This is a genomic window from Thermoleptolyngbya sp. M55_K2018_002 (assembly GCF_015295965.1).
GTDB classification, from domain to species: domain Bacteria; phylum Cyanobacteriota; class Cyanobacteriia; order Elainellales; family Elainellaceae; genus Thermoleptolyngbya; species Thermoleptolyngbya sichuanensis.
The window spans coordinates 1-18,800 of sequence record NZ_DVEA01000367.1 but is presented as its reverse complement, the minus strand read 5'-3'; the positions used below and the strand labels follow the sequence as shown (position 1 = coordinate 18,800).

16 protein-coding genes and 1 pseudogene are annotated in these 18,800 nt (G+C 58.1%); 13 read left to right on the top strand and 4 right to left on the bottom strand.

What is annotated here, in order from left to right; genetic code table 11:
• Both IGS51_RS18970 and IGS51_RS18965 read left to right on the top strand, forming a co-directional pair.
• The coding region (locus IGS51_RS18970; protein ID WP_297080356.1) for a hypothetical protein at positions 1–1,176 on the top strand (1,176 nt) is incomplete at its 5' end.
• A gap of 32 nt (positions 1,177–1,208) precedes the next feature.
• Positions 1,209–2,834, top strand: a complete 1,626-nt coding sequence (locus IGS51_RS18965) for an alpha/beta hydrolase (protein ID WP_297080355.1) — start codon at positions 1,209–1,211, stop codon at positions 2,832–2,834.
• 158 nt (positions 2,835–2,992) lie between these two features.
• Here the strand turns inward: IGS51_RS18965 and IGS51_RS18960 are convergent, their stop codons facing one another.
• Positions 2,993–4,765, bottom strand: coding sequence for a ShlB/FhaC/HecB family hemolysin secretion/activation protein (locus IGS51_RS18960; protein ID WP_297080354.1), 1,773 nt, complete (start codon positions 4,763–4,765; stop codon positions 2,993–2,995).
• Between the two features lie 555 nt (positions 4,766–5,320).
• The gene (locus IGS51_RS18955) at positions 5,321–8,029 is read right to left on the bottom strand and encodes a cation-transporting P-type ATPase (RefSeq protein ID WP_297080353.1); all 2,709 of its coding nucleotides are present in this window, start codon (positions 8,027–8,029) and stop codon (positions 5,321–5,323) included.
• A gap of 313 nt (positions 8,030–8,342) precedes the next feature.
• Between IGS51_RS18955 and IGS51_RS18950 the strand changes: the two genes are divergently transcribed.
• The 11 genes from IGS51_RS18950 to IGS51_RS18900 all read left to right on the top strand — a co-directional run bounded on the left by IGS51_RS18950 (position 8,343) and on the right by IGS51_RS18900 (position 17,431).
• Positions 8,343–8,876 carry a signal peptidase II gene (locus IGS51_RS18950; RefSeq protein ID WP_297080352.1) on the top strand — a complete coding sequence of 178 codons (534 nt, stop codon included), beginning with the start codon at positions 8,343–8,345 and terminating at the stop codon, positions 8,874–8,876.
• A 300-nt stretch (positions 8,877–9,176) separates the two neighbouring features.
• The gene (locus tag IGS51_RS18945) at positions 9,177–10,424 is read left to right on the top strand and encodes a YbaY family lipoprotein (RefSeq protein WP_297080351.1); all 1,248 of its coding nucleotides are present in this window, start codon (positions 9,177–9,179) and stop codon (positions 10,422–10,424) included.
• Between the two features lie 340 nt (positions 10,425–10,764).
• Positions 10,765–11,271, top strand: coding sequence for a MarR family winged helix-turn-helix transcriptional regulator (locus tag IGS51_RS18940; protein WP_297080350.1), 507 nt, complete (start codon positions 10,765–10,767; stop codon positions 11,269–11,271).
• Positions 11,264–11,704 carry a lipocalin-like domain-containing protein gene (locus tag IGS51_RS18935; RefSeq protein WP_297080349.1) on the top strand — a complete coding sequence of 147 codons (441 nt, stop codon included), beginning with the start codon at positions 11,264–11,266 and terminating at the stop codon, positions 11,702–11,704. Before IGS51_RS18940 ends, IGS51_RS18935 begins: the two co-directional genes overlap by 8 nt.
• Before the next feature lie 255 nt (positions 11,705–11,959).
• Positions 11,960–12,481, top strand: coding sequence for a KGK domain-containing protein (locus tag IGS51_RS18930; RefSeq protein WP_297080348.1), 522 nt, complete (start codon positions 11,960–11,962; stop codon positions 12,479–12,481).
• Between the two features lie 141 nt (positions 12,482–12,622).
• Complete coding sequence (locus tag IGS51_RS18925) at positions 12,623–13,141, top strand: isoprenylcysteine carboxylmethyltransferase family protein (protein WP_297080347.1); 519 nt, start codon at positions 12,623–12,625, stop codon at positions 13,139–13,141.
• A 148-nt stretch (positions 13,142–13,289) separates the two neighbouring features.
• Positions 13,290–13,679, top strand: coding sequence for a YkvA family protein (locus IGS51_RS18920; RefSeq protein ID WP_297080346.1), 390 nt, complete (start codon positions 13,290–13,292; stop codon positions 13,677–13,679).
• Between the two features lie 232 nt (positions 13,680–13,911).
• Entirely contained in the window at positions 13,912–15,285 is a 1,374-nt protein-coding gene (locus IGS51_RS18915) for a cytochrome c biogenesis protein (protein WP_297080345.1), read from the top strand.
• Positions 15,286–15,327: 42 nt separating this feature from the next.
• Complete coding sequence (nadC, locus tag IGS51_RS18910) at positions 15,328–16,227, top strand: carboxylating nicotinate-nucleotide diphosphorylase (RefSeq protein ID WP_297080344.1); 900 nt, start codon at positions 15,328–15,330, stop codon at positions 16,225–16,227.
• 154 nt (positions 16,228–16,381) lie between these two features.
• On the top strand, positions 16,382–16,726 hold the full coding sequence (locus tag IGS51_RS18905) for a DUF4870 domain-containing protein (protein ID WP_297080343.1): 345 nt from the start codon (positions 16,382–16,384) through the stop codon (positions 16,724–16,726).
• Between the two features lie 39 nt (positions 16,727–16,765).
• Positions 16,766–17,431: a sulfotransferase family 2 domain-containing protein gene (locus IGS51_RS18900; protein WP_297080342.1), complete on the top strand. Its 666-nt coding sequence runs from the start codon at positions 16,766–16,768 to the stop codon at positions 17,429–17,431.
• Positions 17,432–17,477: 46 nt separating this feature from the next.
• On the opposite strand, the gene devC is transcribed toward IGS51_RS18900, so the two are convergent.
• Together devC and IGS51_RS18890 are read right to left on the bottom strand one after the other, a co-directional pair.
• Positions 17,478–18,620: an ABC transporter permease DevC gene (devC, locus tag IGS51_RS18895; protein WP_297080341.1), complete on the bottom strand. Its 1,143-nt coding sequence runs from the start codon at positions 18,618–18,620 to the stop codon at positions 17,478–17,480.
• A 51-nt stretch (positions 18,621–18,671) separates the two neighbouring features.
• Positions 18,672–18,800, bottom strand: a pseudogene (locus tag IGS51_RS18890) (HlyD family secretion protein); the annotation flags it as partial.

Sequence of the window (18,800 nt, the reverse complement as noted above, 5' to 3'; positions counted from 1 at the left end):
AAAAGCAGTAACCGGAATCGGAACTGCCTCGCTGATCCACCACGTAATAATCCACGCAGCCAGCGCCATGACTTGGTGATGCATCAACCGGGGCGATCGCCCCTGTCGCTCGATGCCCAGGTCTATGAACTCGACGGCACAGCAGTTTCCGGCACGCTCACGGCTGGGCACATCCTGACGGCGATCGCCCAGCAGGTGGAACTGGTCACGCCGGCCCTGTCGCCGCTCTTGGTGGGTCTGCCGATTCAACTGCTGCTGCCGGAATATGACTGGCAGCCCGCAACGCTGCGCCTGCACCTAGAGCTAGAGTTTGTGCCCGGTGGACTGCCCGCCTCGTCAGAGTTGCCAAATGCTGTGGCAGCTGGGGCTTCTGAGGCTTCGGAACCGCATGATGCGCCGCCGTCGAACGATGAGGAAACCCTACCGACCACCCTCCAGTTCACGCCGGGGGCCTGGCTCCAGCGCTATTGCACCCACCTGAGAGACTATGCGCTCGCCCACCAAGCCCTACATCTGAGCGGCTGTCGCATGGTGTCCGAAGCCGTCTTCCCGCTGCCTGCGGAAGAGGTGGTGCCGCGGTTGGTTGCGGATGCCTGCCTGCTGCTGGATTTACAGAATTACTCGCCGCTGTTTGCGCCGATCGAAAGCTGGCAAGACCGGATGCCGGGCGATCGCCTGCGATCGCGCCTATTGTGGAGCCTCAGCCGCAGCAGCCCAGCCCTGATGCAACTCCTCGGCGGGGTAAAGGTGCGGATGCTGCAACCAGAAGCGCCGTGGGATGCAGGCACGCTGCGGCTGCTGGTGACGCTGAAACTGCAAACACCGGAAATGGACTGGTACATTGACCTGGCCACGGGGCAGATGCCAGAACCAACCGTGTTTCCGCTGGCGGCGGATGTGGTGCTGCAAGCAGGCGATCTGGAATTTGAAGCCCAGCCCGATGCCGCACTGCCACCCCTGTCGCTGCAACAGCCCACGCCGCTCAAACAACTGACCGACCATGTGATGCAGCAAATCGAAACCGACGTGCCAGAAGTGCATCTACTGCTGGAGGGGGCGGCCGTAGACCTGTGGAGCGATGCCGACCCCGAACCCCATCCGGCAACGCTTCAGGTGTTGGTGGATTTTGACTTTGTACCCGACTGGCACCTGACACCCGATCCGCATCGCGACTAGAATGAAATGTCGATTTGGCACGGTTGCATCGGATGAGAGGAGTTCGCCGCTACACGACCTTGGCGCTGCTGAGCGCGTTGGCGATATTGGGAACGACGCTTCCTGGCTGGGCTGCAACCCAGATTTATCTGCGCTATGGCCCCCTCCGCCTCCAGATTCCGGTGCAGGCAATTGAAAACTTTGGCCAAACGGGCGATGATCCCCGCCTCCGCTTCTATCTCCGGCGGCTTGCGCCCAATCAGCGATCGCAGCTTCAAAACACCCTCAAAGCCGCCTACGACGTGGATTTGATGATGGTGTCGCAGTTTAGCTATACGCGGTCGGGAGAGCGACTGCTGCAAGAGGTGGGGGGGCTGCTGCGGACGGCTTCTGGGCGCAACGGCGCGGGCAGTCTGCGGAGTGCGGGCATTTTGGCGGCGGCCGACCCAGACGGCTTCAGCGTGTTGAGCTTTCTGCGGAATTTGCCCGTGGATATGCAGATCGATGTGCGGCAGGCCCTCGCCTTTCAGCGGCGGCTGGGCGGGCTGCTGCAACGCACGGCGCAGGTGACCAACCGGGTGATCGACGCGACCCAGGCGATCGCCCAGACTGAAACCAACGTGCTGCGAACCCTGCCGCCCATCGACCCGCGCCAGCCCGGTTCCGTCGCATTTCAGCGGCAAACGCTGCGGCTGGTAGATGCTCAGCGCGATCGCCCGCTTGTGGTAGACCTGTATCTGCCAGCGGTGGCCACGCCCGCCCCGCTCATTGTGGTGTCGAACGGGCTGGGCGCACGGCGCGATCGCTTTACGCAGCTGGCCAGCCATCTGGCATCCCACGGCTTTGCGGTGGCCATTCCCGATCATCCAGGGAGCGATCGCGATCGCCTCCAGGATTTTTACGACGGGCTGCACCGAGAAAACTTTGACCCCGCCGAGTTTGCCAATCGCCCGCTGGATATCTCCTTTTTGCTAGATGCTTTGGGCGAAATGCAGCAGCAGGGGCAATTCCAACGCATCGACCTAGAGCGGGTGGGGGCGTTTGGCTATTCCTTTGGCGGCACGACGGCCTTTTCCCTGGCAGGCGCAGAGATACAGCTTTCGTCGCTGGAGCCAGCCTGCCAGTCCGATTCGTTCATTCTCAATATTTCGCTGCTGTATCAGTGTCAGGCGCTCGAAGCCCCGCCGCCGCCCAACCTGCGCGATCCTCGCATCAAGGCAGTCTACGCCTTCTTGCCCTTTGGCAAGAGCCTGTTTGGAACGGGTCTCTCGAAAATTGACGTGCCTCTGCTGTGGGAAGCGTCCGACGAAGACTTGCTAACGCCCCTGCTCGAAGAACAGGTTCCCTCGTTTCAGCAGCTTACCCCCTCTGCGCCCCAGGCAGAGCGCTATTTCGTGCTGACCAAAGGACTGCCCCACGCCCGCATCAGCTACGAAATCGCCGGCCGCACGGCTGGCGGAGATTCTGGGTCAGACCGCCCCACGACTCGCCCCTCTTGGGAAGACATCAAAGCCATCTCCGAGCGCTATCACCACGCCCTGACGCTGGCATTTTTCCAGACCCATGTCGCTGGAAATGAGGACTATCGCCCATTCCTCACGGCGGCCTACGCCACGCAGCTTGCGGAGCCGTCTTTTCCCCTTGGCTTTGTTGCGTCCCTCGATGCCATTGAGGATTAGCGAGGATTAACAGATCATGGTTCAGAATTCCCTGATCTCGTCTTCCTTTCTCTGCGGCACAAACTAACTGCGGCAGACACTAAGTAATGCAACTCGTAGTAATGCAACTCGTAATGCACTTCTAGGTCGCCATATTCGCGGTGTCTTGGCGCGACGAGCTAAAACGGGAAGTAGCGCACCGACAGATAGAATCCGTTATCTTGCAGCGAGTCGCCCTGAGACTGGGCATCAATTAGCGGCAGTCCGTAATCCAGCCCCACCACCAGATTGGGCAACGCCTCCCAGCGCAACCCTGCCCCCACACCCAGCAGAAAGTCATCCTCCGGATCATCCAGGTCGATGTTCCACGCATGGCCCGCATCCAAAAATGAAATTAGCGTCAGGCGGTTGGAGTTTCGCAGCAGGGGAAAGCGGGCTTCGAGAGACCCCCAGATGGCGTTGTCGGCGACGATTTGGTTTTGGGCATAGCCGCGCACCGTGTCGAAGCCGCCCAGCCCAATCCGCTCGATCGACAGCAGCGAGTCGGGCGTGAGTTGGGCATTGAGCCGTGCCAGAAAGAGCGATCGCCCCGAAAAGCGCCGCACCCATTGAAACTGCCCCAGCCATTTGACAAACAGCCCGTCGGTGCCGCTGTCGTTGACCGTTGCGCCAAAGGCATCCAGCCCAACGCTAAACTCCGACCGAGCCGCCAACACGCTGAGGCGATCGCGCTCTACCCAGTCTTGAAAAACCCGCAGCGCCGTCACCCTGGATTCGCCATTTTCTGCGCCGCGCGAAAAGCTGAAGGGGCGATCGCCCAAAATGAACGTCTGGCTGCGGCGCAAATCCAGCCCCACGCCAACGGCAAATTCCTGATTCACGCTGCGCGACAGGGGCTGGCGAAACTGGAGCGACCAGGTTTCGGCCTCGCTGCGGATGTCAAAATCCTCAAACGCATCTTCGATAATGCGGCTATCGTTGGTGTTGTAGCTGAGGGTAATCGTGCCGTCGCGGGGATTAACGGGCAGGCTGATGCCAAGGTTGTACAGATTTAGCCCGTCGGTGCGGCCGTAGCTGGCGAAGAGGCGATCGCCCGCGCCCAGCAGATTGCTGTAGCTGGCAGAGACGCTGAACTGCGCCGAGCCAATGCTAGAAGACTGATAGTTGTCTGCGCCGATATTTGCAGAAAACGGCGACGCTTCCTGCAAATTTACCGCCAGCAGGCTGCGGCCGGGAACGCTGCCCGCCGTCAGTTCTGCATCCACCGATTCAATCTGTGGATCAATTTGCAGCAGTTGCAGGGCCCGCTCCAGATCCCGCTGGTTTAATGGTTTTTTTCCGGCTAAGCGAAGGCGCGATCGCACGTAGCTCGGATTCAAACGCTGCAAGCCTGTGATTTGAATATTGTCTTCCAGTTCCCCTTCCACAACTCGAATTTCGACCACGCCACTGCGAACGTCCTGGTTATTCGGCAGGAACGCGCCCGATGTCACGTAGCCCCGATCGATGTACAGTTGCGTGATGGCGCTGCGTAGCGCGACGAGTTCTTCAAACGTCACGTCCCGATTCACGCAGCACTGAATGGCTTCGGCAATCTCGTCGTGCAGGATAGAGTTCCCGGTCACATTAATCTCATCCACCCGAAAGCGCACCAGCGGCACTGCCGGATCTGAAGCTGGCCCTCCCAAACTGGGGTCTAGCACGGGCGGCGACGGCTCGGCAGGCACTTCGACGGGCAGCGGCGGCGCGTCTCGCGGTTGCTCGATGGGGAAAGGGCGCGATTCGGCATCTGGCGGCAACACCACAGGTGGATCGGCCCCGTCGGGAATTGCCTGGGCGACCGCCCGGTGCTGCCCTGGAAACACCAGCACGAGTCCGGCGGCGGCCCACAGCACCATTCCCGTAGCGCTCCCTTCAACAATTGCCCTGCCCATGCTTCGGACGGTTGCCATTGCCTGTCTCATGCATGACTCTCTCGACTCAACGCCAGCCCTTCGTCCATTTGCTTTACCTACACATCTGAGACAAATCCGCCTGAGAAGCGCCTTATCTATCACCCTATCGATACTGAATGCTGTCAGCATAGTAAAAAACCATTGCCTGTAAAATCTACCACTCCAGGTGGCTTCCGCATTCATCCACAGTCATGCTGGCTCAAAATTGATGAATTTTATGAACTTTTGGAATCACTCGCCAAGTTGACGGGTCAATGCCTGTACTGGGCAGCGGGAAACGCTGGAGATCCGCAGCATCAACGTGTCCAGTACATTTGATTAGGCTTTTGATCAGACGCAATGTGCAACTTTGCCGATCCCCCTCACCCTACATCCCTCTCCCAGAGCGGGAGAGGGACTTCAAGCCTCTCTTGCTCCCCTTCTCCCGACCTGAGAGAAGGGGCTGGGGGATGAGGGCAGATTGAACGTTGCACATCGCGTTCTGATTAGACTTCCGGCGGGCAATCCAAAATCGCCACTTCAAACGCCAAGCTCCAAACTCCACCGGGTTCCCTACTCCGGCGGATGCAGCCGATTGGCGATCGCCGCCACGCCAATCATCGGCACCCCAATCAGCAGACAAATGCCCCACTGCTCTAGGCTTAGCGGCGCAGTGGCAAACAGGCGATTCATCACGCTCCACTGGCTGAAGAGAACTTGCAGGGCGATCGCCCCGGCAATGCCCACCAACACGGCCGGAGCCGATGGAATCTGCTGCACCCGGCCGCGCAGCTTATCCACCAGTCCCAGCCCCAATTCGCTGATGCTCAGCAGGTAAAAAATCCGCCCCGCTACTAGCGCCTGGATCGCCATCGTCCGCGCCAGCGCAATGTTATCCGTAGTCTGATGAATCCACTCAAACACGCCAAAAATCACAATCCAGTTGAACAGCGACACGAGTAAAACGCGCATCAGCAGCTTGCGGTTGAGCAGTGGCTCACGGGGGTTGCGCGGCGGACGCTGCATCACCCGCTCCGACTTGGGTTCAAAGGACAGGGGCACGGTCATGGCGATGGAGTTGATCATGTTCATCCACAGCACTTGCAGCGACAAGATTGGCAGCGCCCGATTCAGCAGCACGCTGATCAAAATCGACATCGACTCGCCCCCATTCACGGGCAGCAAGAAGGCGATCGCCTTTAGCAGGTTCCGATAGACCGTCCGCCCTTCCTCCACCGCCGCCTCGATGGAGGCAAAGTTGTCATCCGTCAGGATCATGTCGGCGGCTTCCTTCGCCACCTCCGTCCCTGCCCGCCCCATTGCCGTGCCAATATCCGCCTGCCGCAGCGCCGGGGCATCGTTCACGCCGTCGCCCGTCATCGCCACCACGTTGCCCTTAGCCTGCAATGCTTCCACCAGCCGCAGCTTTTGCTCTGGCGCAACGCGGGCAAACACCGAGCCGTCTTCCACCGCATTGGCAAGCTGCCGATCGTCCATCTCCGCCAGGGCTTGCCCCGTAAAGGCCTGCACCTGCCCATCCCGCTGTAGCCCAATCTGGCGGGCGATCGCCGTTGCCGTGCCAATGTGGTCGCCCGTGATCATCTTCACCTGAATGCCCGCAGACTGGCAGGCCCGCACTGCTCGCACAGCCTCCTGGCGCGGCGGATCGATCATCCCCTGCAAGCCAAGAAACGTCAGGCCAGTATCAATATCCGGCGGGTCAAGCGTGTCTTGGGCTAGAGATGTTGTGGCAAAGGCCAGCACCCGCATTCCCGCCTCAGTCATAGACTCGACCTGGCGCTGAATGGCAGCCACATCCAGCGGCTGGAGTGTCCCACCGGCAGACAAAGCGCGATCGCAGCGCGAGAGAATCGCCTCCACCGACCCCTTCGCATATACCAGGCGATCGCCTTCACCCGTCGAATGCAGCGTCGCCATGTATTGATGTTCCGACTCAAACGGAATGAAATCGATGCGGGGCAATTCTGCCTTGAGCGTTGCCATCTCAAAGCCCGCCTTTTGTGCCGACACAATCAGCGCCCCCTCCGTCGGATCGCCAATCACCTGCCACTGGCCATCGTCCTGCTCCAGATAAGACTCATTGCACAGCAGCCCCGCCTTCAAGCATTCTGTCAGCGCCGGATTCATTGGCTGACCGGACTCCACGGGCTGAATCGCGCCCACTGGACTGTAGCCCGTCCCCGTCACAAAAAACGCCGCCCCGCCCGCGTAGATTTCCTGCACGGTCATCTGGTTTTCCGTCAGCGTGCCCGTCTTGTCCGAACAGATGACGGTGGCGCTGCCCAGGGCCTCTACCGCAGGCAGCTTGCGGATAATCGCATGGCGGCGGGCCATCCGCGACACGCCGATCGCCAGCGTAATCGTTACCACCGCAGGCAGCCCTTCGGGAATCGCGCTCACCGCCAGCGCCACCGCCGCCTCAAACATATCTGGCCAGGGATTGCCATAGCCCAGCCCCACCACAAAAGTCAGCGCTGCCACCGCCAAGATAAAATAAAGCAGCGTTTTGCTGAATTTTTCAAACTTGCGGGTGAGCGGCGTAGATAAGTTAGTCTGCCGCTGCATGAGTTGGGAAATGCGCCCGGTTTCGGTGTCGTTGGCGATCGCCACCACAACGCCGCGCCCGCGCCCAGAAGTCACAAAGCTGCCCGCGTAGGCCATGTTCCGCCGATCCGCCAGCGGCGCATCTTCCGCCATCGGGTCGATGCACTTTTCCACCGCCACCGACTCGCCCGTCAGCGCCGACTCGCTAATCTGCAAATTTCGCGCCGTCACCAGCCGCAAATCTGCCGGAACCTTGTCGCCCGACACCAGCTTCACCACGTCCCCCGGCACCAGTTCTGCGGATGAGATATGTATCGTCTGCCCATCGCGCACCACCGTCGCCTCGGTTTGCACGGTCGCCGCCAGCGCAGCGATCGCGCTTTCTGCCTTCGCCTCCTGCACGTAGCCGATGATGGCGTTAATCAGCGTCACACCCCAAATCACCCAGGCATTTACCCACGATCCCAAAAACGCCTTGACCGTCCCCGCAATCAGCAAAATGTAGAGCAATGGCTGATGAAATTGCAGCAAAAACCGCACCAGCGGACTCTTCCCCGGCGCTGCCTTGAGTTCGTTGGGGCCATACCGTTCTCGCCGCCGGGCCACCTCATCAGCCGATAGGCCAAGACGGGGATCAACATCGAGCGATCGCGCTACGATGTCGGCGGGTTGCGCGTGCCAAGATTGAGCTTGCGACTTTTCTAGAGTGCGAGTCATAGGCAATTCCAAATCAAAATCTTAAGTTCACCAAATTGAAATCTTGAGTTAAATCGAGGCAACTGCTCCCACCGAAACTTACGCCTAAAACAGGGAAAAACAATCTACCGCCAGCCAGAAATTTCAACCCCCAACCTCGTCTGGATCTAACAATCTGGATGTAACAAAAAGACTGGGAAGCATGGAAACTAAAATCAGTGTATCAACCCGAAACCTCGAAACTCATGTATTAAAATCATGCATCAAAACTTATGTATCAAAACCATGCATCAAAACCATGAACTAAAACTGATGTATCAATTGACCATAGCGGATGCTGCGGGCAAAAACTTTCATGACAGAAACTAGGGCTAGAAATCGCTGGGTCTGGATCATTGGGCTGGCTGGCGGCGTGTTAGGATTTTTAATGCAAGTCCTCATACGCAAGGCTTTTGAGGAACAGCTTCTATCCAAAACTCTGCCGCTTATACCGGGAGTTTTCCATCTCACTTATCTGAAAAATCCTGGTGCTGCTTTCTCATTTTTTGATTCAAACTTGACTTCCTGGACACTCTGGCTACGACTGATTTCAATGGGAATCATTGCTGTCGTAACGCTGCTATTTAGCAGATTTAGAAAAGAGATGATTCTGCCCCTGCAAGTGGGATTAGGACTACTGCTAGCTGGGGGGATCAGCAACACGGTCGAGCAAATTTTATACGGCGACATTGCGATCTACCTAGATTGGCGATCGCCCCCGCTTCCTATTTTCAACTTAGCAGATATAGCCGTCAGGCTGGGAAGTATTGTTACAAACATTTCCATCCTGTATTGGCTACTTTCAGCCCTCATCCGACGATTCCGCTAGAGTAATTTCTTAACAATCGACAACAATCGACATCACTGGGCGTTGCAAAAACGGAAACTTCTGGTTATCCATAGAAAATTCCCTGTTATCGTTCAAAAGTGAGTCAATCTTGGATTGACCTTGAATTGACCTTGGTAGGACTTACGCAGTTGGACGATTTCTCGCGGGCTGCGTCCACGAAAAATCGTCCAAAACCCAGAAAATTTAATCGCAAGTGCGTAAGTTCTACTTAGGTTGAATTTGGGTTGACCTGTTGATGAATGCCTGGTTACTGATGCACGGATGTTACAGATGTTAACGATGAAAAAGACTATATTTTCCCGATGGGCGGGTGTGGGGTTGGGCGTGATGCTGCTTGGTCAGGGCGTTGCGGGGGTGCTGCCGAGGGCGACGCTGGCCCAGGCAGGCGAAGCGTGGTATAACTGCCTGACCCGCGAGGTGTTTACGCCGGAAAAACGGGCCTGGTGCGATCGCCTCAATATCGCCCTCAACGCCAGCTACAGCGTCCCCACCCTGGGCGAACAGCCGCAGGTCGGCGTGATTACTTTTCAAAATGGGCAGTTTGAAGATCCCAATCGGCGGCTGAATGCTGTGCTGTCTCGGCAGCAGGGACAGATCGCATTTGGCGACCTAGATGGCAACGGCCAGCAAGATGCTGTGATGATCATGGCAGTGAATACGGGCGGCTCCGGCATTTTCGTTTACCTCGCGCCGCTGCTGAACCTGGACGGGGCGATCGAGTCGCCGATGCTGGCGGGGCTAGGCGATCGCATCCAGGTCAACCGTGTCCGCATTCTGGACGACGGGCTAATCAGCATCAACATGATTATTCAAGGCCCCAACGATCCCCAGTGCTGTCCGACGCAGGAAGTCACGCAGTTTTATCGCGTCATCGACGGTTCCGTGGTGCAAGTGCCACCCTCTGGTGAGACGCTGCCCGCCCCCCCAGGCGCATCGACGCTCCCCGACGGCACCACACTTTCCTTCTTCCAAACGCCGGGTTACGCCGTGCGCCTGTTCAGCCGCAGTGGCGCGATGCGGATGAACCTGTTCAATCGGCAAACGGGACGGCTGGAGCTAAACGGCGTTCCCGTCACGGCCACAACCGATGCAGACGGCACAACCTACGCCTACGAGGGAGCGCTTTCTGCACGGGTCTGTCGCGGCAATTCAGGAACCCAATCGCTTACGGTAAATGGTATGGTGCAACAGTCATCGCTCGTCACGGGTACGGTTACCTATCTGCCGCGAATTGCGCTGCCGCCCAACGCGCTGATCGAAGTGTCGCTGGCGGATGTCAGCCGCGCCGACGCGCCTGCCCGCATCCTAGCCAGGCAGACGATCGAGTCCAACGGTCGCCAAGTCCCCTTTGCCTTCGCGCTACCCTATGACCCAGCGCAGATCGACAGCCGCTACACCTACGCGGTGCAGGCCCGAATCGCGGTAGACGGGCAGTTGCGATTTATCAACACCACGCGCACCAGCGTTATTACCAACGGCAGCCCGACAGAGGGCATTGAAATCGTGGTCGATCCAGTGCAGCGTTAGCACAGCCCATAGGTATTAGCCCGGCAGTGTTGGATTTGGCAATCTGAATCGCCCTCCTCCCCCAGCCCCTTCTGCCAAAGGAAAAGAGGAGCCGGATCGGAAGTCCCTCGCCCTCTGGGAGAGGGATTAGGGTGAGGGCAGATGTAGTGACAACAGTTGCCGACCACTGCCGACAACTGCCGACAACTGTGGGACTTCCCGCTATTTCAGTTAGAAGATTATGGTTTGGGGCGTTATGGTTTGGGGCGTTACAGCAGGACGGGTTGCAAGATTGCGGGGCATCGGTTTCTCAATCTTCAATCCTGCGTTAAGATTCTCAATGTCGAGATAAATTTGCAAGATGGAGCAAGACCGTCTCGATCACATTCTGATGCAGTGGCAGCGAGAATCGCCCCAGCTTAACGCCGCGCCGCTGGCCGTGGTGGGGCGCGTGCTGCGAATTGCCCGTCTGCTGGAAAAACACCGAGAAACGGTGCTGGCAGCGTATGGGCTAAACGTGTGGTCGTTTGACGTGCTGGCCACGTTGCGCCGACAGGGCCCGCCCTACCAGCTCAAGCCGACCGATTTGTACAGCCTGCTGATGCTGTCGTCGGGGGCAGTCACCAACCGTATCGATCGGCTAGAGCAAGACGGCATCGTGGCGCGGCTGCGCGATCCGGGCGATCGCCGGGGGGTGATTGTCCAGCTTACCGACAAGGGCATCCGGCTTTCCGATCAGGTCATGCCTGTGCTGTTTGAAAAAGAGCAGGCAATACTGGCGCAGTTTGCCACAGAGCAAGAGTGCGAGACGTTGGTTCGGCTCTTGCGACAGTTCCTTGTATCCCTGGAGCGATCGCTCGATGGATGACCCCAATCCGCTGGTGGGCACTTGGACGCTCGTTGCGATTCGGGCGATCGCCCCGGACGGCAGCGTTGACCCCGAAGCCTACGGCCCCTCTCCCGTCGGTCGCCTGACCTACACCGCCGACGGCCACATGACGGTTCTGTTTGCCCAAGGCGATCGCCCGCCGTTGAGCCATCCCCCCGCTTCCCCCTTCCAGCTAGAAGCCGTGCCCCTGCCAGAACGCGCCCAGGCGTTTTCCAGCTTTAGCGCCTACGCCGGAACCTACACGCTGGCAGGCAACACCGTCACGCATCATGTGGCGATCGCCTCCATTCCCAACCGCACTGGTACAGACTTGGTACGAATCCTTTCGCTGGAGGGCGATCGCCTCACGCTGAAAACGCTGCCCAGCACAAACTCCGCGCACGTTGAGCTAATCTGGCAGCGGCTTTCATAGGGTCCCTTGCCCCAGCGATCCCTTGCCCTAGCGATCCCTTGCCCCAGCCTCCTTACCCCTTCGCCGCATCTCCGTATGGAATTACTCTGCTATGAATGTAAATAATCGGTGAAATCCCCACAGAAAGCCGTCTCCAAGTCTTGACAGATTGCCTCAGAATTTGCCTGATCTGACCGGCCGAGCAGTGTAAAAGCTGACATGGAAATGCGCGATCGCCAAAGGGGGGCAATCATGCCGATACAAAATAATCTCGATATGACGGCATTCAATGATGATGATGTGTTGTCATTTCGAGACGGCACCGTTCGAGTCGCTACGTTACGTCATGTGCTGGATGTCGCGCTCAGTTCCAAGCTGCCCGATGCGCTGGCAGATTCGCTAACGACGCAAAAAGCCCTATTTGGGGGCGATCGCCAGTTTCGCAGCAGCAAAGCCTGGATGCGTCAGGATCGCAACTGGTTTCAAGACGGCATTGATTGTGAAGTCTTGCAGCTTGGCTCGGCAGGCTGGCAGCAGGGCAAACTGCGGCTGCGGGTGACGGTCGAATTTGTGCCCGACGAACTCACGGCCCAGCCCGTCTACACCGACTACGCCGAAACGCCCGAATTCATTGACCTGCCGCTGCTGCCCGACGAGACAAAGGCCAGCCTTGGGAACGCCTATCGTCAGGGTCATCATAGTCATCGAAATGGTCATCCAAACGACTACGGGAACGGTCACCTGAACGGCAATGGTCATCAAAACGGCAATGCCTACACGAATGGAGCGGGTCTCTAACCCGGCATACCTCTCTACCCCCTGCCCCAGGCCCCTGCCATCGGTTTCGCGGTAGGATCGATAACAAGGATCAATGGTTCTCAGCCATTCTGCTTCTCAGCAATTTCGGCAAGTCATTGATCCACGCCGTAATTCCGACCCATGTTTATGAAACCACTCACCGACTGGGGATTTAGCCGCGAGGACTGGTGGCAAGGCAAAAAGGGCGAATATTGGGTCATCGTGCAGGCGGTGCTGCTGCTGGGGCTGCTGATTTTGCCAACCGTGCCTGTGCCAGGGCTGGTGATTGAGCCGCCGTTGCGTTACGGGCTGTGGGCGATCGCCGCTCTGTGTGCGCTCACTGCCGCTATATTTTTGGGCAAAGGGCTGCTGGACTTGGGCCAAAGCCTGACCCCGCTGCCCTACCCGCGAGAGGATGGGCAACTGGTGCAAACGGGTGTGTACCGCATTGTGCGCCATCCCATCTACAGCGGCGTGATTTTTGCTGTGCTGGCGATCGCCCTCTATCGGCTCAGCGGGACGCACCTGCTGGCGGCGCTGGTCTTCTTTATCTTTTTTAACGCCAAGGCCGCAAAAGAAGAAACCTGGCTCCAGGAAAAGTATCCCGACTACGCCGAGTACAAAACCCGCGTCAAGCGACTGATTCCCTGGGTATATTGATTCCCTGGGTATATTGCCCCTCCACATCCGCCCCACGGCTCCACACACAGACTCAACGCCAGCGCTATACTCAGGATCAGTGCGGATTAGCGCGGATTAGTGCGGATTAGTGCCTGAGGGTCAAGATTTCAGAGTGAGGTTTTCAAACATGGCGCGTGGGTTTTCGGAACAGGGATTTTGGCGATCGCTCCAGCGGGCAGCCCTCTACGCAGGGCGCGAAGTCGTCGAAAAAGCGCTGACGCTTTACTTTGCCGCCCAGCAGCCCGAAACCCCCCTCTGGGCTAAAACAGTGATTTACTCTGCTCTGGCTTATTTTATTCTGCCGACAGATGCGATTCCTGATTTTGTCCTGTTCACAGGTTACGCAGATGACCTGAGTACATTAGCCGCCGCCCTGGGCGCAGTGGCCCTGGCCATTACGCCCGAAGTCAAAGCAGCCGCCAAGCAGAAAGTAATCGACTGGTTTGGCGATGGCACTGAAGCGCCTAGCGACTCCGTTTCAGAAGCAAACGCAATTCGCGAAATTGTCATCGAGTGATGCTCTACATCCCCCAGATACAGGGACGACCGCCGCATTGACTTGACGTTTGAGTAATGCGGGCAAGCAGGTCAACGGGTGCGCTCATGGGGCAGATTTGGAAAGCGTTTAGTCTACACTCATTATATTGAGTAAATATTGGGCAATGTATTGGGCAATGTATTAGGCAATTGGGGTTGGGCAACTCGCTGCCCACGCTAATTAGAATCTTGCCCATCGCGCTTTTGGATTCATGTCTCTAAACTCTACCCCCTCGACTCCATGGAAAGACCTGCCCCGCCAATACTTTCAGCGGGATTTGCTGCCGCTGCTGGCGGATTTGCGGCTGGCGATTGTGCTGCTGCTGGCGATCGCCCTTTTCAGCATCTCCGGCACGGTGATCGAGCAGGGGCAATCGCTGGCGTTTTATCAGGAAAACTATCCCGAAAGCCCGGCCCTGTTTGGCTTTTTGACCTGGAAGGTGATTTTGGCGGCAGGGCTGGATCACGTCTATCGCACCTGGTGGTTTCTGGCGCTGCTGATTCTCTTTGGCTCCAGCCTGATCGCCTGCACCTTTACCCGCCAGTTTCCCACGCTCAAGGCGGCGCAAAAGTGGAGCTATTACACCCAGCCGCGCCAGTTTGAGAAGCTGGCCATGAGCGCCGAAGTCGATGCCGCAACCCTCGATGAGCTGGAGCCGCTGCTGCAACGCAAGGGCTATCGGCTATTGCGCGAGGGCGATCGCCTCTATGCGCGGAAGGGACTTGTTGGACGCATCGGGCCGATCATCGTCCATGCCAGCATGATTCTGGTGCTGCTGGGGTCGATTTGGGGCGCAATGACGGGCTTTTTTGCCCAGGAGATGATTCCCAGCGGCGAAACCTTCACCATTCAAAATATCTTCGATGCGGGCCCCTGGGCAGCGCCGCAAATTCCCAAGGACTGGTCTGTGCGCGTGAACCGCTTCTGGATCGACTACACGCCAGAGGGCAACATTGACCAGTTTTATTCCGACCTGTCGGTGCTGGATGCTGCGGGGCAGGAAGTGAAGCGCAAGACCATCCACGTCAATGAGCCGCTGCGCTATAGGGGCGTGACGCTCTATCAAGCCGACTGGGCGATCGCCGCCGTTCGTGTGCAGCTTAACAACAGCCCGATTTTGCAAATCCCGATGGGGCAACTCGATACGGGCGGCGCAGGTCGCCTCTGGGGAACCTGGCTGCCCACCAAGCCCGACCTCAGCGAAGGCGTATCGCTGATCGCCAAAGACCTGAAGGGAACGGTGCTGGTATACGACCAAGACGGGCAACTGATTTCCACCGTGCGGGCGGGCATGGCGACCGAAGTCAACGGCGTGCGGCTGACCATTGCCGAACTGGTGGGCAGCACGGGGCTGCAAATCAAAGCCGATCCGGGCATTCCCGTCGTCTACACGGGCTTCGGGCTATTGATGATCAGCGTCCTGATGAGCTATGTATCACACTCGCAGGTGTGGGCGTTGCAGCAGGGCAAAACGCTCTACGTCGGCGGCCGCACCAACCGCGCCCAAGTTGCCTTCGAGCGAGAAGTGCTGGAGGTGCTGGATTCCCTCAGCGCAGACCCACAGCCTGCCCCAGTTAAGGCTTAGCGCCCATGAGGCTTAGCTCAGAGAGGTATGCAAGATTCTAAAATGACGACTCCAAAACCAGGCAGCGCGATCGCCCTCCTGCCCCCTACCGTGTTGCTCGATCGGCTGCTGCAAGACTGGCTCCTAGAAGACATTGGACGGGGCGATCGCACAACGCAATCCCTATTTCCCAATGGCGCTCCCCAGGGCCAGGCGCAGTGGGTCGTCAAAGAAGCGGGCGTAGTGGCGGGGCTGCCGATGGCGGCGCGAGTATTTTACTTACTCAATCCAGCCGTGCAGTTCAAGGCGCTGGCGCAGGATGGCGAGTGGTGCGATCGCGGTCGTGTCATCGCCCAAATCATCGGCCCGCTGGATGCCCTGCTGACGGGGGAGCGTGTGGCGCTGAACCTGGCCATGCGGCTAAGCGGCATTGCCACCCTAACGAGCAAATACGTCGCGCAAATTGCCGACCTGCCCGCCCAACTGGTAGACACCCGCAAAACCACGCCCGGCCTGCGAGTAATGGAAAAATACGCAGTGCAGGCAGGCGGCGCGGTGAACCATCGCTTGGGGCTGGACGATGGCGTGATGATTAAAGATAACCACATTGCGGCAGCGGGGAGCATTGCAGCGGCGATCGCCCGGGCGCGGGCCCGCATTCCTTATCCGCTGACGGTGGAAGTGGAAACCGAAACCCTGGAGCAGGTTGCCGAAGCCCTTGAACATGGCGCAGACATTATCATGCTAGACAACATGCCCGCGGAACAGATGAGGGAGGCAGTGCGGATGATTCGCCGCACGAACCCGCGCATCAAAATCGAAGCATCGGGCAACATTACCTTGGAGACGATCCGGGCGATCGCCGAAACTGGCGTAGACTATCTTTCCAGCAGCGCCCCCATCACCCGTTCCTCCTGGCTGGATCTGAGTATGCGAATCCACACCCCTGACCCGACCCGCTAGCCGACCCGCTAGCCGACCCGCTAGCCATCTCTGCCATTCCGCAAACCAAGCGGCCCGTAAAACACGCCCTCCTGGTTACGGAAAACCTCCCCTCTGTTGGCATGATTCCAGCCAGCAAAAACGGTAGGATGTAGCTGTCGCAAGGTAAAACGACATGCAAAGCTCAGATAATTCAGATAAGCGAAAAATTCTTTCAGCCCTGTGTCATGGGTCGATTTTTATCAACGCCCTGGTTGTTTCCATCGGCATTCCCATCGCTATCCTGCTCGTTTCAGACGATCCAGTGGTCAAGGAGAATGCAAAAGAAGCCATCAACTTCCATATCAATATGTGGCTATGGTGGCTAGTTGTGGGGGTGCTTTCTATCGTTTTGGTCGGTTTTCTCCTGTTCCCAATCCTGGGGCTGGTCAACTTGATTCTGCCCATTGTGGCAATTTTCGCCTGCCTTAGCAATCCCGAAACGCGCTACCGCTACCCGTTCATCCTCCGCCTAGTGTAAGCTTGGCCAGTTCAAGTTTGCAGATTTCCAGGATGCGGGATGCTGGTCAGCCACGGTCACCAATTTATCTACACGAAAACGCTGAAGACGGCGAGTACCTCTGTGGAGGCTTACTTTGAGCCGTTTTGTGTAGAAAAGGGTGCGGCAAACCTGGCCCGCGTGCGTGAGGAATCGGTATCGGCGGCGGGCATTGTGGGCTATCGCGGGCCAGGCAAGCCAGAAGGCTGCCGCTGGTGGAACCACATGCCCGCCGCCCAGATTCGGGAACAGTTGGGCGAAGACCTCTGGACGCGCTATTTCAAGTTTTGCGTCATTCGCAATCCTTACGAAAAGGCGATTTCAGCCTTTTACTTTGGGCGATCGCACGCGCCCTCTGCACCCGATTCGCCCAGCAGCGATGCCGCCGCCTTTGAGCATTGGCTGATGACGCACGGCCCGCCCATCGACCGCAACAAGTATTTGATCGACGGACAGTTTTGTCTGGATGAGGTGATTCGCTACGAATCTCTAGCGGCAGATCTGGAGCGCATCTGCGCCAAGCTGGGAGTGCCGTGGCATCCGGAGGCGCTGCCCCAACTCAAAACGGGAACTCGACCCAAAGCGGCGATCGCCCACGCTCTCTATACCGACCAATCCCGGCAACTGGTGGAAACCGCCTATGCCTTTGAGCTAGACTACTTCGGCTATCAGTTTCCAGACGCTTGAGCGCTGGCTGAAACCCTCGCTGAAGCCTCCCCCGAAAACCCGTCAGCTAAAACACGTCCGCCGGGTCAGCCGTAATCGCCTTATTCACCGACACCAGCCCCGACAGCGCACACATCATCACCGTCAGCCCCAGCACCAGCACCGCCCGCTCCAAATCCATGCGAACGGGCAGACCTCCCGCCGTTGCTCGGATGGTTAGCTCATACAGCATCAGAGAAATGATGAATCCTGGAATGTAGCCCAGCACGGCCAGGATCACGGATTCCTGAATGACCGTAGTAAACAAAAAGCGGTTGCTGTAGCCCATCGCCTTGAGCGTTGCGTACTGCTTCAGGTGATCCGAAATTTCCGTGTAGAGGATCTGGTACACAATCACCGTACCCACAATGCAAGACACCGCCACGCCCATGCCAAAGATAAAGCCCGTCGAAGTTGCGCCAATCCAATAGTCGCGATCGCGCTCGATGATTTGCTGCTGAGTGAACACCATCACGTCCTTGGGCAAGATTTCCCGGAGGCGATCGCTCACTTGCAGCGGATCAGCACCCTCATCGACCTGAATCAGGCCCAGGTTAATTCGGTTGAGCGGAAACGGATCGAAGTAACGCCGAAAGTTTTGGTCGCTCATGATCAGCGTCCCGTCTGCTGCAAAGCCGCCGCCCAGCGTAAACTGCCCGCCAATCGTCGCCCTGCGTCCATCCGCCTCGGTAACCGTCCCCACCGTCTGCGGGCCATACTCCGGCCGCGAGAGCGTGTCGATCAGCACCGTATCAAATCGCCGCAGCGCCGCCTGGTTTTCCGGCGTTTGCATCTCCGGCATCGTAAACACCGGATCATTCGGGTTAATTCCGTAGACAAACATGGCGCGACTCTGGCGCGTTTCCACATTGCGCCATTGCAGATAGCTCACATACAGCGGCATCACGCGCCGCACCCCCGGCACCCCCGCGGCTTGATAAATTCGCTCAATGGGAAAGGGCTTGGTCGAGGTAATCTCTAACGCTTGGGGCGACACCAAAAAAATGTCGGCATTGATGCGGCTGTAGATCACAGCGGCCGTCTCCGCTAGCGAACCCAAAAAACCCAGGTTCATGAACACCAAAATGACCGCAAACGCAACTCCGGCGATCGCCACCACAAATCGCGTCTTTTCAGCAGTCAGATTCAGCAGAGCGAGGGGGGTACGCATGGGGTTTCTCTGGCCAGCGCTGGCGTAGCATCGCAACACCACAACAAGCGCTTATCTCACATCAATCCGCACATCAACCTGCAAATTTGTCAGCGCTTCCACGGGGCGGCCGTCGTCCAGTTGCACCTTCACCTCCACCACGCGGGCATCGGCATTGGCGGCCGGGTCGTCGTCCAGCAC